The following is a 13,706-nucleotide window of genomic DNA, read 5'->3' as shown; positions in this document are numbered from 1 at the left end:
CAAGATTGCCGCAAGATGACCCAGGGGGAACGCGCCATGCCGCCATGGCGCAATCCGATCCTTCAGGGGCCGCGCCGACCCGCGCGGGAAAGTCCGGACACAGCGCCGCTGCGTCCGGGCGCCGGCCTCATTAACCCGCCTTGAATTCCTTGTTCCAGAATTCCAGGATGTCGGCCTTGCCTTCCGTCAGGCGCTTCAGGTCATAGGCATGCAGCAGCTTCACTTCAGCATCCGTAAAGCCCACGCGCTTCAGGTTTTCCGGCAGCGACGCATTCGTGACCGTGGGCGCGTAGCCCATTTTTTCGGCGAAGCCGATCTGGCCTTGCGGGTCCAGCATCGCGTTCAGGTATTCCCACGCGGCGTCCTTGTTGCGGCTGTTCTTGGCGATCCCGGCCTCGAACGACACGGGCACCGAGCCTTCCTTGGGGATCACGAAGCCCAGCGGCAAGCCGCTGTCCTTCCATTGCAGCGCGCGCGCCTTCCACATGCACGCGATCGCGATTTCGCCGGACTTGAAGGCGGACGCGACCGCCTCGTTGGACGGGTAGATGCGCGGCGCGTTGGCCTTGAGCTTGGTCAGGAAGCGCTTGCCGCCGTCGAAGCTCTTGGTGTCGCCGCCCGCGCCCAGGCCCACGAAGACCGCGTTGTACAGGTACAGGATGTCGGAAAAACCGACCTGCCCCTTCCACTTGGGGTCCAGCAGCGCCTCCAGGGAATCCGGCGGGGTCGGGAATTTCTCGGTGTTGTAGACCAGCGTCATCGCGCTGAAGATGTGCGGGATCGAATAGGGCGTCTTCAGCGCGCCGATGGCGTGCGCCAGGTTGGGCAGTTTCCTGGCGTCGATCGGCTCCAGCGTGCCCGAGCGTTCGGCATCGTACATGTCGACTTCGCCCAGCAGCGCCACGTCCATGCTGCCGCGCCGCGAGTTCTTCTCGGCGCGCAGCTTGGTCACGCGGCCCACGGCGTTGCCGGTGTCGTAGACGACTTTCACGCCCTTCTTATCGACGATGGGGTTGATGATCTGTTGCAGCAGGTTCTGGTAGTCGCCGCCCCAGGTGCCCACGACGATCTCTTTTTCGGCGGCGTGCGCCATGCCCGGCACCCAGCCCAGCGCGGGAGCCAGCGCCAGGCCGGAAGCGGTCTTGATGAAGCCACGGCGAGTCAGGTTTTTCTCTTGCATAACAACCTCGTATCGAAGGGGAACTGACGACTTGCTACGGTGCGAAAGCGCGGCCGGCTGGCGGCCGCGCTTCCCGGGTTCTAGCGGTGTTCAGGCCAGCATGTCCACGGACGCGTGGGGCGCGGAGGCGCGAATTTCCTGAGCGTCAATGTCGCGCGCGATGACGATGATGGCGTCGGGCGCATCGGGCTGCCGGGTCAGGCGTTGCGGCGCGCTGAAGGTGGTGCCCACGGACTGGATCAGGATGGGGTCGGCGCAATCGTTGACGCGCACCACCGCCTTGACCCGCAACAGGCGTTCGCCACACAGGCCCGCCAGGTTGTCCAGCCATTCCGAAAAATCCGACCAGCTGATGCCGGCGTGCGCACGCGCCGCCATGACGCGGATGCGCGGGTGCGCCATGCCCTGCCCGCCTGCGGTCAGCATCCGCGCGGCCAGTCCCGCCAGATCCGCCACGCCTTGCGACGGCGCGAACGCCGATTGCACCGCGCGCCGGCGGTCCGGGTCGGCGATGACGGCGGCCAGGGGGTTCAGGCCGGAAGCGCGCTCGGCGCGCGCCGCCAGTTCGCCTGCCGGCAGCAGATCCGTTTTCGTCAGCACGATGCGGTGCGCGGCGCCGAACTGCGCCATGGCTTCGTCCATCTGGGCCAGCGCGTCGGGGTCCCGCGCGCAGTCGTCGGTGCAGACCACCGTCAGCCGCAGGCCGCGGCCGGCCAGCTCGGGATCGGCCAGCGACGCGATGATCGGCCCGGGGCGGGACAAACCGCTGCATTCCAGGATCACGCGCTGAAGCGGACCTTCGCCTTCGGGGCGTGGCGCATCCAGCAGCGCGCTCAGGGTGTAGACGAGGTCGCTGCGCAGCGAGCAGCAGACGCAGCCGTTGGCCATCAGCGTCATCGGCACGTTGTCGCTGTCATTGGCGACGATGGCGCCGTCCACGCCGACCTCGCCCGCCTCGTTGACGATCACGCCGGTGTCGCGGGAAGCCGGGTCGCGCAGGTAGTCCACCAGCAGCGTGGTCTTGCCGCTGCCCAGGAAACCGCAAAGCAGGAACAGGTCAACGGCCATGTCAGGCGCCTTCTTCCGCGTTGTCGCAAGGCGAACCCGCGGGCGAGCCGCCGAAGGGCGGGCGTTCACCGTCCGCGTCTTCCGCCCAGCTGTCCTTGACCATCTTGCGCACGTCGGCCAGCAGTTCCGCGGTGTCGTACACCACACCGGACTTGATCGTCGTCTGCAGGCAACGCTTCCATTCCACCTTGGCCGTGTCGTCGTTCAGACGCATGGCGCCGGTGCCGAACAGCAGTTTGAAATCGGTCAGCGGGTTCTGGTCGTGGATCAGCAGGTCTGCGCGCTTTTGCACGTCGATGGACCCGGTGTCGTCATCGATGCCCAGCAGCGCGGCGCTTTGCGAAGTGGCGGCGCGCAGCACTTCGATGGGGTGGAAGCCCGCTTCCTGCAGCAGTTCCAGTTCGCGCACGAAGCCGAAGCCGTATATCTGGAAGATGAAGCCCGAATCGCTGCCCGCGCACACGCGCCCGCCCAGGTTCTTGTATTCGTTGATGAACTGCATCCACAGCCGGTAGTTCTGCTTCCACTCGATCTCGTTGGTGGTGCTCCAGCGGTACCAATAGGCGCCGTGCCCGCCGCGCTGAGGCTGGAAGTATTTCCAGACCGCCTTCCAGGTGTATTCGTCGTGCCAGTCGGCGCGGCGCGCGCGCATCAGGTCGCGGTTGGCGTCATAGATGTTGAAGGTCGGCACGAAGGTGTGGCCGAGTTCCAGGAACTGGTCCATGACCTGGCGCCACTTGGCCGACCCCGGTTGCGCGGCCTGCATGAAGGTCTGGCCGGCCACGGCGAAGCGGTAGTACTCGTCGCTGTAGTTGTAGTCGGTGGGGAAGGACTGCACGATGCGGTCTTCGAACAGCGCTTCGGGCAGGCCGTAATAGTGTTCGGAACTGGTCAGCCCCCACCGCGCGGACTTCAGCGCGTTCACCCGGGTTACCGCCATCTGCGCGTGGTGACAGCCGGACCGCAGCCCCAGTTGCGCGGCTTCGTCCAACGCCGCTTCCATGATGGCGGGCGGCGCGCCGAAGAACTTGATGCCGTCCGCGCCGCGCGCGGCCAGCTTGCGCACCCACTCGCGGCCCTGCTCCGGCGTGTGGATGGTCTTGACGCGGTCGTTCACGGCGGGGAACACCGAATGCACCACCATGCGCGGCGCGGCGATCTTGTTGGCGGCGGACAGTTCGCGCTGTTCCATCGTCCAGCCCAGGCCGCCCATCGCGCCCATCTCGCGCACCGTCGTCACGCCATGCGCCAGCCACAGCTTGTAGATGTAGTCGGCGGGCGGGACGATGCCGCTCATCGCATGGTACGGCGTGCCGATATGCGCGTGCGCGTCCACGAAACCCGGCGTCACGAACTTGCCGTGGCAGTCGATCTCGTGGTCGCCCGGGCCGGGCCGGCGCTTGGGGTCGATGGCCTTGTGCGGCGTGCCCACGTTCACCAGCGCCGTGATCCGGTCGTTTTCGATGACGATGTCCACCGGCCCCCAAGGCGGCGCACCGGTGCCGTCGATGATCGTCGCCCCGCGCAGGATCAACCGCGGAAACGGACCCAGGCCGCGGTCGCGCGGCGCCGGCGCGGACGGCGGATGCCAGCCCTTGGCGGCGTTGACGTCGCGGGATTCCTCGCCGACTTCCGATTGCGAAAACGTGGGATCGCTCATGGCACTTACACCCCCAATGCGTTGTGTTCGATGACGCCGCCCTTCATGATCAGGGCCAGATGTTCGCCCTGCCCCAGCAGGCAGGACAAGTCGCGGTACGGGTTGCCGTCCACCAGCAGCACATCCGCCACGGCGCCCGGCTGGATGCGGCCCAGCTGGCCGACCTGGTTCAGCACTTCGGCCGCGGTCGTGGTGGCGCACTGGATCACTTCCTGCGTGGACAGGACCTCGTTGCGGATGCGGAACTCTTCGCTTTGCAGGCGCTGCGACGGCCCCAGCAGGTCCGACCCGTAGCCGATCTTCACGCCCGCCTTCTTGTAGATTTCCAGCGAATGCAGGCCGGCGGTGCGCACGGTGGCGATTTTCGCCACCGAGTCCGGCGGCAGGCCGTAGTCGGCCCCTTCGTTGGCCAGCGCCTCATAGGTGATGAGCGTAGGCACCACGAACGCGCCCTTCTCGGCCATGAGGCGCGCCACGCGCTCGTCGATCAGGTTGCCGTGTTCGATCGTGCGCACGCCGTTGCGGATGGCGCGCTCGATGGCGTCGGCCGTGTAGGAATGCGCCATCACGTACGTCTGGCGGCTGGCGGCCTCGTCGACGATGACGCGGATCTCTTCTTCCGAATAGCCGAACGAGGCGATGGGGTCGGTGGGGGATGCCACGCCGCCCGACGCCATCATCTTGATCTGGTCGGCGCCCATCTGCAGTTCCTGGCGGACGGCCTTGCGCACATCGTCGATGCCGTCGGCCACGCGGCCGATGTCGCCGGCGCGGAAACAACACCCGCAAAAGCTCATCGGGCGCAGATGGTCGGAACGCGGGCGCGGGTCGCCATGGCCGCCCGTCTGGCTGATGGCGCGGCCGGAAATGAACAGGCGCGGCCCCTTGACCGTGCCTTCGTTCACCGCGCATTTCAGCCCCCAGCCTGCGCCGCCCGCATCGCGCACGGTGGTGAAGCCGCGGCGCAGCATCGCCGCCATGATCGGCACCGCCCGCATCATCACCAGCGCATCCGGCAGCACGCCCTGCGTGCTGAGGTTCAGCTGCGTGGCCAGCACGTGCACGTGCAGGTCGATCAGGCCCGGCATCAGCGTGCGGCCGGCGGCGTCGATCACCTGCGCGGACGCGCTGGACAGGGGCTTGTCCGACACTTCCTTGATGACGCCGTCCTCGACCAGCACATGGTGGCCTTCCAGCAGGTCGGACTGCAAGGGATCAAGCAGGTTCGCGTTTTTGAACAATACGGATGCCATGAAAGTTCCTTGTTGTGGATTCGGGGTCACGACGCCATGGTCTTGATGTAGCGCCGATGGATCAGCCAATTCGAGATCAATGCGATGACCAGCGTGCCGCATACCAGGATGACGGCCAGCGCGGCGCCGAACGGCCAATTCGAGGCACGCGTGATCTGGTCGTACAGGGCGGGCGCCATCATCGTCAGGCCGGAGCCGCCCAGCAACACCGGCGTGGCGTAGGCGTTCATGCACAGGATGAACACCAGCATCGTGCCCGCCGCCACGCCGGGCGCCGCGATCGGCAGCACGATGCGGCGGAACGTCGTGAAGAAGCTTGCGCCCACGTTGCGGGCGGCCTCTTCCACCGACAGGTCCATGCCTTCCAGCACGCTTTGCAGGGTCAGGATCAGATAGGGCATGACGACGGCTGTCGTGCCGATGACGACCGCCGTGGGCGTGTACATCAGGGTCAGCGGGCGGTCGATCAGCCCCACGCCCTGCAGCACCGCGTTCACCACGCCCGCGTTGCCCAGCGCCACCATCCAGCCCGCCGCCCGTACCACGTTGCCCACCATCAGCGGGAACACCAGCAGGATCACGAACAGGCTCTTGTACCGGCTTTGCGTGCGCGCCAGGAAATAGGCAACGGGAAAGCCCAGCACCAGCGCCAGCACGGTGCATAGCGCCGCCACCCACAAGGTCGTGAAGAAGATGTCACGGTAGTAGGGGTCGCCGAAGAACTTGGCGTAGTTTTCGAACGTGAAGGCGGTCTGCATCAATTCCGCCGGGTCGAAATGGTTGAAGCTGTAGCGCGCCAGCTGGAAGATGGGGACCATGATGATCACCAGCACCACCAGCGACGCCGGAAACGCCAGCCCCGGGCCTAGCCAGCGGCTGGGCCGCCCGTCTTGAGTCGCGGTCGTCATGGCGGCCCCTATTGCGTGAAGGCCACGCAGTCTTCGGGCTCGAAGCATGCATAGACGCGCGCGCCCGGCGCGGGCTGGGCGCGGCCCGCGCCGCCATTGACGATCTGGCTGATCATGCGGTTGCCGCCCTCCAGCTGCACGCGGACCTCAAGCACCGGCCCCAGGTACAGCGACGATTCGACCACCCCTGCCAGCGCGTTCGCCCCTTCGGGCTGAGCGGCCAGCCGAACGCGTTCCGGCCGCACGCCCACGTGCGTGGCGCCTGCCCCGCCAGGCGTCGCGATGCGCTGCCCCGTGTCGGTGTGAAACTGGTTGCCGGCGTCCCCGCGTCCCGTGAACACGTTCATCTTGCCCAGGAAGTCGGCCACGAAAAGGTTGGCCGGGCGCTCGTACAGCGTGTCGGGCGCGCCCACCTGCTGCACGATACCGTCGTGCATGATGGCCATGCGGTCGGCGATCGCCAACGCCTCTTCCTGATCATGCGTGACGAACACGGTGGTCAGGCCCAGGCGCTGCTGCAGCGAGCGGATCTCTTCGCGCACTTCCAGCCGCAGCTTGGCGTCCAGGTTCGACAACGGCTCGTCCAGCAGGAACACCTTGGGCTCGATGGCCAGCGCGCGGGCGATCGCCACCCGCTGCTGCTGGCCGCCGGACAACTGGCGCGGGTAGCGGTCGCGCAGTTCGGTCATGCGCACCATGTCCAGCACCCGGCGGATCTTGGCGTCGCGTTCGGCCTTGGGCACCTTGTGCATTTCCAGCCCGAACGCCACGTTCTCGGCCACCGTCATGTGCGGGAACAGCGCGTAGCGCTGGAACACCATGCCGGTATCGCGCTTGTGCACGGGCAACCGGGTCACGTCGGTGTCGCCGATGCGGATGCGGCCCGCGGTAGGCGTGATGAAGCCGGCGATCATGCGCAGCGTGGTCGTCTTGCCGCAGCCGCTGGGGCCCAGGAACGTCACCAGTTCGCCTTCGGCGATTTCCAGTGAAAAGTCGGACACTGCCACCGCCGCGCCGAATTGCTTGCGGATATTCTCGATTGAGACCTTCGCCATGTCTTACACCACCTGACTGAGTTTCACGTAGCGGTCGGTCACAAGCATGATGATCCCCAACAGCAAGATTTGCACCGAAGCCACCGAAGCGATGGTCGGATCAAGATTGAATTCCAGGTACTGCATGATGGCGATCGGCAGCGTGGTGCGTCCCGGCCCCACCAGCGACAGCGACAGCTCCAGGTTTTCGAACGACACCACGAAGCTGAACAGCGCGGCCGCCACGATGGACGGGCGCAGCATCGGCAGGGTCACCCGCATGAAGGCCACCGGGGCGCTGGCGCCCAGGTTGCGCGCGGCTTCCTCGATGGATCCGTCCAGCCCCGCCATGCCGGCCGTGACCAGGCGTACCGTCCAGGGGATCGTCAGGCAGACGTGCGCGATGACCAGGCCGCCGAAGGTGCCGATGATGTCCTGGTCCAGGAATTCTTCGGCGCGCAGGTAGAACAGGTAGATGCCTACGCCCGCGACGATGCCGGGAATCAGCAGCGGCGACAGCAGCAAGGTGTTGATCCCCTTGCTGCCCTGGAAGCGGTAGCGGGCGATGGCCACCGCGGCCAGGACGCCCATCGCCACGCCGATGGCCGCCGCCACCAGCGACACTTGCAGGCTGAACAGGAAGCCGTTGGCAAACGCGGGGTTCTGCCACGCTTTCACGTACCAGGACAGCGTGTAGCCGGACGGGGGGAAGTAAAGGATCGCGTCCTTGAAGAAGCTCAGCCAGACCACCAGCACGATGGGGCAGAGCATGAACGCATACATGAGGACGACGAAGACACGGTGCAGCCACGTTGCCCACGGGATCACGCGAATAGGCTTGATCCGGGCGGCCGCGACGGCCGGGTCCAAAGGAGGCGCGCTATGCAAATCCTGTTTCCTTGTCAGCGAGGTGCCGGCTCGGTTTGAAACTCCTCCGGTGTGAACTCTTCGGTTCGTTCGGTTAACCCAAGCATATCGACGGGTTGCTGCCCGGCTCAACTAGGGATAACCCAACACTCGGACGGACTCGCGGGTAATCCCTGGCGCAGGGGGGTACGCAGGTGCAACCCGCTGCGACAGCACGGCGGCGGCAGGTGCAACCCGGAAGATCAGTACAGACTTGCGCGCCCAGGGCGCTGTGCGGTCAACGCGCCGCTTCCAGCCCGCACAGCGCTTGCAGCACTGCCACCCGGCTTTGCCCCAGTACCATGCCGTGCCAGTCCGGCGCATCGCAATAGAACGCGTCCAGGGTGCCCTGCAATATGTCCCGGCGCAACGCATCATTGGCGTCGGGGTGCGCAAGCAGCCAATTGCGGCCGCGCAACGCCTGCACCATGTCTGGCAAGGGCACCGTGCCGAATTCCAGCGATATGACGGCAGAGCAAGCAGCTGGGCATGCCTCGTGCAACAGCCCACCGACGTACCCCGTCACGTCGGCCGATGCGGAACTGCCCAGGAAAGGCACGGCCAGGTCCGCCCCCCACCACTGCCTGGCCAGCGCCACGCCGGCGGCATCGCGCTTTCCGGCATAGATCTTTTCACCGTGGCCGCGCGGGCCCAGCCCGGTATGCACATCGATCCACGCCACCTGCGTGCGCGCCGTGCCGGCATGCTCGCCAAGGATGCGCCGCAGATTCAGGAGCGATGCCGCCGGGCCGGCGCCCCCGTAGAACAGGCCATCGGGATGGGTATGCTGCCCCGCAGTCACGGCAACCGCGTAGGCCTGCTGCCCCGCCTGGGCCACGTGGCGGGCAAGGTCCTGCTGGTTTGTCCTGGACGGCGGCCACTCCTTGGGCAGCAGCAAGCCGTGTATCCCCGCATACCCGGCATTGACCGGCAACGGTCCGCCATCGAATGGCTGCGCATTGCGGTTCAGGTCGACATTGCCCTCGTCCGTGCGGGCAAGCCATGAAAATCCATGGGGATTGACCGCATGCACCAGCAGCAACGCCACGCCGGCGCGCCGCGCGCGCGCCAGCATGGGCGCATCGTCCAGCAACGCCAGCTGGCAGCCCGAACCGCAGATCCCCTCCACGCCGTGGGTGGCCGAACTCACGATCAAGAGCCGGCAGGCTCGCGGATCCCCGATCAAGGCGACGTCGGTCGCCAGCGCCTCGCCCTGGCGCCCCCGCGCATCGATGCCATAGGATTGGAAGCGCGCGGCCAGCGGCCTGGCGCGTGCCTCGAAGCGGACGCGGGACTCGGCGTAGCTGTGGGAAAAATAGCGCGAGGCCGTCTGCATCATGCCTCCCGGGAATCGATGTCTTGACCCGTTCGGTCGCGTATCCAGAACAGCGCGACCGTGGATATCGCGACCGTCGCCATCAAATACCACGCGGGCGCCATCGGGCTGCCGGTCACATGCAAGAGCCAGGTCAAGAAGAACTGCGCGAACCCGCCGAACACCGAAATCCCCACCCCGTAGACGACGGACATCCCGGTCGCGCGCACCGTTTTCGGGAACAGTTCGGGCAACATCGTGATAAGGGGCGTGGTCTGCAAGGCCAGCAACAGGCCCAGCACCGCGATGACCAGCATCAGGCGGCCCGTGCTTGGCGCGGAAACCAGCCAGTGGAAGCTCGGCAGCAGAACGCCTACGGTGGCGGCGCGCGACCAGAAAATCACCCGCTTGCGCCCCACCCTGTCGGCCAGCATGCCGATGAAGGGCGCGGCCACAAAACCGATGGCGCCCACCACGACACTGGCCGACAACGTGGACGTCGCCGGCAAGCCCAGTTCCCGGTTGGCATAGGCCGGCATGTAGAAGCTGATGATCTGCGTGCTGACCATGCCGCCAATCACCAGCAATATCCCCTTCAGCACGACCACCTTGTGCTCGGCGAACACGCGACGCAGCGGCTGATGGCCCGTTTCGGCACGGCCGGCCTTGTGCCCCAGGCCGGCCGCCACTGGCGCCAGCGTCTCTTCCAGGTTGCGGCGGATGTAGGCACCGACGGGAACGGTCAATATGCCGATCACGAAGGGCAGGCGCCAGCCCCAAGCCCGCATCTGCTCAGGGCTTAACGCTGCGGTCAGAATCACCACCACCAGCGCGCCCAGCATGACGCCCAGGCACTGGCTTCCGAATTGCCAGCTGGAATAAAAGCCCCGCTTCGATGCCGGCGCATGCTCCACCAGCAGCGTGGTCGACACGCCGACTTCGCCGCCTGCGGCAAAGCCCTGGATCAACCGGGCCAGCACCATCATCACCGGCCCCGCCACCCCCATCTGCGCGTAGGTCGGCGCCGCGGCGATCAGCGCACAGCCCACCCCCATCAGCCAAAGCGTCAACGCCATGGCCGCCCGCCTGCCGTGGCGGTCCGCATACGAACCGATCAGCATCCCGCCCACCGGGCGCATCAGGAAACCCACGCCGAAGGTCGCGGTGGTCAGCAGCAACTGGCCATAGCTGGACGCCTCGGGAAAGAACAGCGGCCCGATAACCAGCATCAGGAACGAAAAGACGGTGAAGTCGAAAAACTCCAGCGCATTGCCGATCGTGGTGCCGGCGATAACCCGCCGGCGCATGGACGGTGAATACAGCCCTTGGCCGCCGGCCATCGGCATCGTGACAGTAGACATGCTCCTCCCTCCTTGTTGCGCTGCGCGACGGCAGACACCCGAAGCCCGCGGACGGCGCCCGCAGCGTGGCACGCAATATACGGACGGCATTCGGCCAGGAGAAGCTCACTTTCTCAAGTTTGGATACGTGCGGCTTGCGCTGGCGCCCACCCGGCGTCAAACGTTCGAACGTCTTGACGCGCCGCCGCCCCCTCCTGCGGCGCATCGCGTCAGCGCAGCGCAACATCGGCCTCGCCGGGATGGGGAGCGCGGTTTTTCGCGGTGTCATTCGCCTTTCCGGAATAGGTCCTCGGCGAATTTGGCGCTGCGCAGCATCTTCAAAACGGCGGTCGAATCCGGGACATCCGGCGCGATGTCCCGACGGACCGCATGGGTTCGAAGACCCGTCTGATCGGGGTGAAAATCAGACCAAGCCGTGTTCGTCAGACCGCAGCAGGCGCCCCCGGCCCAGCCGCTTCCAGCCCGCACAGCGCTTGCAGCACCGCCACGCGGCTTTGCCCCAGCACCATGCCGTGCCAGTCGTAGGCGTGGCAGTAGAACGCGTCTTGCGTGGCCTGCAGGATGTCGCGGCGCAAGGCGGGCGACGCGTCCGGATGGGCGCGCAGCCAGTTGCGGCCGCGCAGCGCCAGCACGATGTCGTCGAACGGCACGGTGCCGTATTCCAGCGCCATCAGCGTCGGCGACGATTCGGGGCAGGCCTGGTAGATCAGACCCGCCAGGTGGCCGGTGATGTCGACCGACGCCGACGTGCCCTGGAACGGCACGGCGATGTCCAGGCCCCACCACTGCCGCGCGCGCGCCACTTCGGCCTCGTCGCGGCGGCCCGCATAGATCTTCTCGCCGTGCCCGCGCGGCCCCAGGCCCGTATGCACGTCGATCCAGCCGATATGGGCGTGGCGGCGCGCCTGCGTTTCCAGGATACGCCGCAGATTTACCAGCGACGCCGCCGGCGCGGCCCCGCCGTAGAACAGCCCGTCGGCATGCGTGTACTGGCCGCGCGACACCGCCTGCGCGAACGCGGCTTGCCCGTGCTCGCCGATGTAGCGCGCCACGTCCCGCTGGTTCTCGTCCGACGGCGGCCATTGGTCGGGCAGCAGCAGCGGGTGCAAATCGCCGTAGCCCGGATTGACGGGCAGCGGCGTGCCGCCGAACGGCTGGGCGTTGCGGTTCAGGTCGACGTTGCCCTCGTCCGTGCGGGCGATCCACGAAAAGCCGTAGGGGTTCACCGCATGCACCAGCAGCAGCGCCACGCCCGCTTGCCGCGCGCGCTTTAACATCGGCGCGTCGTCCATCAGCGCGAACTGGCAGCCCGCGCCGCAAAATCCTTCGACCCCATGCGTGGCGGACGTCATGATCAGCAGGCGCTCCGCGTCAGACGCGCCGATCAGCGCCGTATCGGTGGCCAGCGCCTCGCCCTCGCTGCCCATGGCCTCGATCGGCCAGGACTGCACGCCGGCGCCCAGGCGCGCGGCTTCGGCCAAGAAGCGCTCGCGCGATTCGGCGTAGCTGCGGGGGAAGTAGCTCGTACTGCTGGGCATCATGCCTCCTTCGAGTCGATTGCATGGCCGGTGCGGTCCTGGATCCAGAACAGCACCACGGTGGATAGCGCCACGGTCACCATCAAGTACCAGGCGGGCGCCAGCGGGTTGCCGGTGACGTGCAGCAGCCAGGTCACGAAGAACTGCGCGAAGCCGCCGAAGACCGAGATGCCCAGACCATACACGACCGACATCCCCGTCGTGCGCACCGCTTTGGGGAACAGCTCGGGCAGCATCGTGATGGTGGGCGCCATCTGCAGCGCCAGCAAGACGGCCAGCAGCGCGATCACCGTCATCAGCCGGGCCGTGCTGGGCGCCGACACCAGCCATTGGAAGCACGGCAGCAGCGCGCAGATGGTGGCTGCGCGCGACCAGAAGATCACCCGCTTGCGCCCTACCCGGTCAGCCAGCATGCCGACGAACGGCGCGATCGCAAAGCCGATGGCCCCCAGCACGACGCTGGCGAACAGGCCCGACGACGCGGGCAAGCCCAGTTCCTTGCTGGCGTAGGCGGGCATGTAGAAGCCGATGATCTGCGCGCACACCATGCCGCCGATCACCAGCAGGATGCCTTTGACCACCAGCGCCTTGTGATGCGCGAACACCAGGCGCAGCGGCTGGTGGCCGGACGCGGCGCGCCCGGCCTCGGGCGCCTGCGCGGGTTCCAGCGTCTCTTCCAGGTTGCGGCGAATGTAGGCGCCGACGGGCACCGTCAGGATGCCGATCACGAACGGCACGCGCCAGCCCCAGGCCTGCATCTGGTCCTTGGTGAGCGCGGCCGTCAGCAGCGCCACGGTCAGCGCGCCCAGCATCACGCCCAGCGATTGGCTACCGAACTGCCAGCTGGAATAGAAGCCGCGCTTGTCAGCCGGCGCGTGCTCCAGCAGCAGGGTGGTCGACGCGCCCACCTCGCCGCCGGCGGCAAAACCCTGGATCAGCCGGACCAGCACCATCAGCACGGGCCCCATCACGCCCATCTGGGCGTAGGTGGGCGCGGCCGCGATCAGCGCGCAACCCAGCCCCATCAGCCACAAGGTCAGCGTCATGGCCGCGCGCCGGCCATGGCGGTCGGCGTACGAGCCGATCAGCATGCCGCCCACCGGCCGCATCAGGAAACCCACGCCAAAAGTGGCGGTGGTCAGCAGCAGCTGGCCGTAGCTGGAGGCGGCGGGAAAGAACAGCGGCCCGATGATCAGCATCAGGAACGTGAAGACGGTGAAGTCGAAGAATTCCAGCGCGTTGCCGATGGTGGTGCCGGCGATCACACGCCGGCGCATCGTCGACGAATGCAGAGGCTGCCGGCCAGGAGCGGCGGCGATGGCGATAGACATGATTTCCCCTTGATGTCCGTGCCGGGGCGCTGGTCCGTGAAACCGGACGCTATGACGGCCCCGTATGGATGAATATACGGATGGCGCACGATAAGGAAAAGACAGTATTTTTGTTCCAGTGAAACCTTTTCCTGATATGCCAAGCCCGGCTT

11 protein-coding genes are annotated in these 13,706 nt (G+C 66.7%); all 11 read right to left on the bottom strand.

Annotation, left to right across the window (positions count from 1 at the left end):
• Window positions 1–130: 130 nt before the first annotated feature.
• Window positions 131–1,180 (bottom strand): ABC transporter substrate-binding protein, encoded by a 1,050-nt coding sequence (locus A9973_RS21155; RefSeq protein WP_183015646.1) that lies wholly within the window; start codon window positions 1,178–1,180, stop codon window positions 131–133.
• 90 nt (window positions 1,181–1,270) lie between these two features.
• Complete coding sequence (locus tag A9973_RS21150) at window positions 1,271–2,248, bottom strand: GTP-binding protein (protein ID WP_183015645.1); 978 nt, start codon at window positions 2,246–2,248, stop codon at window positions 1,271–1,273.
• A 1-nt stretch (window position 2,249) separates the two neighbouring features.
• Window positions 2,250–3,908 (bottom strand): amidohydrolase family protein, encoded by a 1,659-nt coding sequence (locus A9973_RS21145; protein ID WP_183015644.1) that lies wholly within the window; start codon window positions 3,906–3,908, stop codon window positions 2,250–2,252.
• Between the two features lie 5 nt (window positions 3,909–3,913).
• Window positions 3,914–5,161, bottom strand: coding sequence for an amidohydrolase family protein (locus tag A9973_RS21140; RefSeq protein WP_183015643.1), 1,248 nt, complete (start codon window positions 5,159–5,161; stop codon window positions 3,914–3,916).
• Window positions 5,162–5,187: 26 nt separating this feature from the next.
• Window positions 5,188–6,069: an ABC transporter permease gene (locus tag A9973_RS21135; RefSeq protein WP_183015642.1), complete on the bottom strand. Its 882-nt coding sequence runs from the start codon at window positions 6,067–6,069 to the stop codon at window positions 5,188–5,190.
• An 8-nt stretch (window positions 6,070–6,077) separates the two neighbouring features.
• Window positions 6,078–7,124 (bottom strand): ABC transporter ATP-binding protein, encoded by a 1,047-nt coding sequence (locus tag A9973_RS21130; RefSeq protein ID WP_183015641.1) that lies wholly within the window; start codon window positions 7,122–7,124, stop codon window positions 6,078–6,080.
• Between the two features lie 3 nt (window positions 7,125–7,127).
• On the bottom strand, window positions 7,128–7,991 hold the full coding sequence (locus A9973_RS21125; protein WP_255469257.1) for an ABC transporter permease: 864 nt from the start codon (window positions 7,989–7,991) through the stop codon (window positions 7,128–7,130).
• 256 nt (window positions 7,992–8,247) lie between these two features.
• Window positions 8,248–9,345, bottom strand: a complete 1,098-nt coding sequence (locus tag A9973_RS21120; RefSeq protein ID WP_370539521.1) for a M14 family metallopeptidase — start codon at window positions 9,343–9,345, stop codon at window positions 8,248–8,250.
• Window positions 9,345–10,685, bottom strand: coding sequence for an MFS transporter (locus A9973_RS21115; RefSeq protein ID WP_255469256.1), 1,341 nt, complete (start codon window positions 10,683–10,685; stop codon window positions 9,345–9,347). The genes A9973_RS21120 and A9973_RS21115 overlap by 1 nt, the downstream gene beginning before the upstream one ends.
• Window positions 10,686–11,107: 422 nt before the next feature.
• Window positions 11,108–12,226 (bottom strand): M14 family metallopeptidase, encoded by a 1,119-nt coding sequence (locus tag A9973_RS21110; RefSeq protein ID WP_183015639.1) that lies wholly within the window; start codon window positions 12,224–12,226, stop codon window positions 11,108–11,110.
• On the bottom strand, window positions 12,223–13,554 hold the full coding sequence (locus A9973_RS21105; RefSeq protein ID WP_183015638.1) for an MFS transporter: 1,332 nt from the start codon (window positions 13,552–13,554) through the stop codon (window positions 12,223–12,225). Before A9973_RS21105 ends, A9973_RS21110 begins: the two co-directional genes overlap by 4 nt.
• Window positions 13,555–13,706: the final 152 nt, after the last annotated feature.

Origin of the sequence: Achromobacter sp. UMC46 (genome assembly GCF_014170335.1) — a bacterium.
GTDB lineage: Bacteria > Pseudomonadota > Gammaproteobacteria > Burkholderiales > Burkholderiaceae_B > Achromobacter.
Note: the sequence above shows the minus strand (reverse complement) of the source record. Positions and strands in the feature narration are given on the sequence as shown.

Coding starts and splice junctions, on each gene's coding strand:
- A9973_RS21110 (WP_183015639.1), bottom strand. CDS start 12,226: ATGATGCCCAGCAGTACGAGCTACTTCCCCCGCAGCTACGCCGAATCG.
- A9973_RS21155 (WP_183015646.1), bottom strand. CDS start 1,180: ATGCAAGAGAAAAACCTGACTCGCCGTGGCTTCATCAAGACCGCTTCC.
- A9973_RS21120 (WP_370539521.1), bottom strand. CDS start 9,345: ATGCAGACGGCCTCGCGCTATTTTTCCCACAGCTACGCCGAGTCCCGC.
- A9973_RS21135 (WP_183015642.1), bottom strand. CDS start 6,069: ATGACGACCGCGACTCAAGACGGGCGGCCCAGCCGCTGGCTAGGCCCG.
- A9973_RS21115 (WP_255469256.1), bottom strand. CDS start 10,685: ATGTCTACTGTCACGATGCCGATGGCCGGCGGCCAAGGGCTGTATTCA.
- A9973_RS21140 (WP_183015643.1), bottom strand. CDS start 5,161: ATGGCATCCGTATTGTTCAAAAACGCGAACCTGCTTGATCCCTTGCAG.
- A9973_RS21150 (WP_183015645.1), bottom strand. CDS start 2,248: ATGGCCGTTGACCTGTTCCTGCTTTGCGGTTTCCTGGGCAGCGGCAAG.
- A9973_RS21145 (WP_183015644.1), bottom strand. CDS start 3,908: ATGAGCGATCCCACGTTTTCGCAATCGGAAGTCGGCGAGGAATCCCGC.
- A9973_RS21105 (WP_183015638.1), bottom strand. CDS start 13,554: ATGTCTATCGCCATCGCCGCCGCTCCTGGCCGGCAGCCTCTGCATTCG.
- A9973_RS21130 (WP_183015641.1), bottom strand. CDS start 7,124: ATGGCGAAGGTCTCAATCGAGAATATCCGCAAGCAATTCGGCGCGGCG.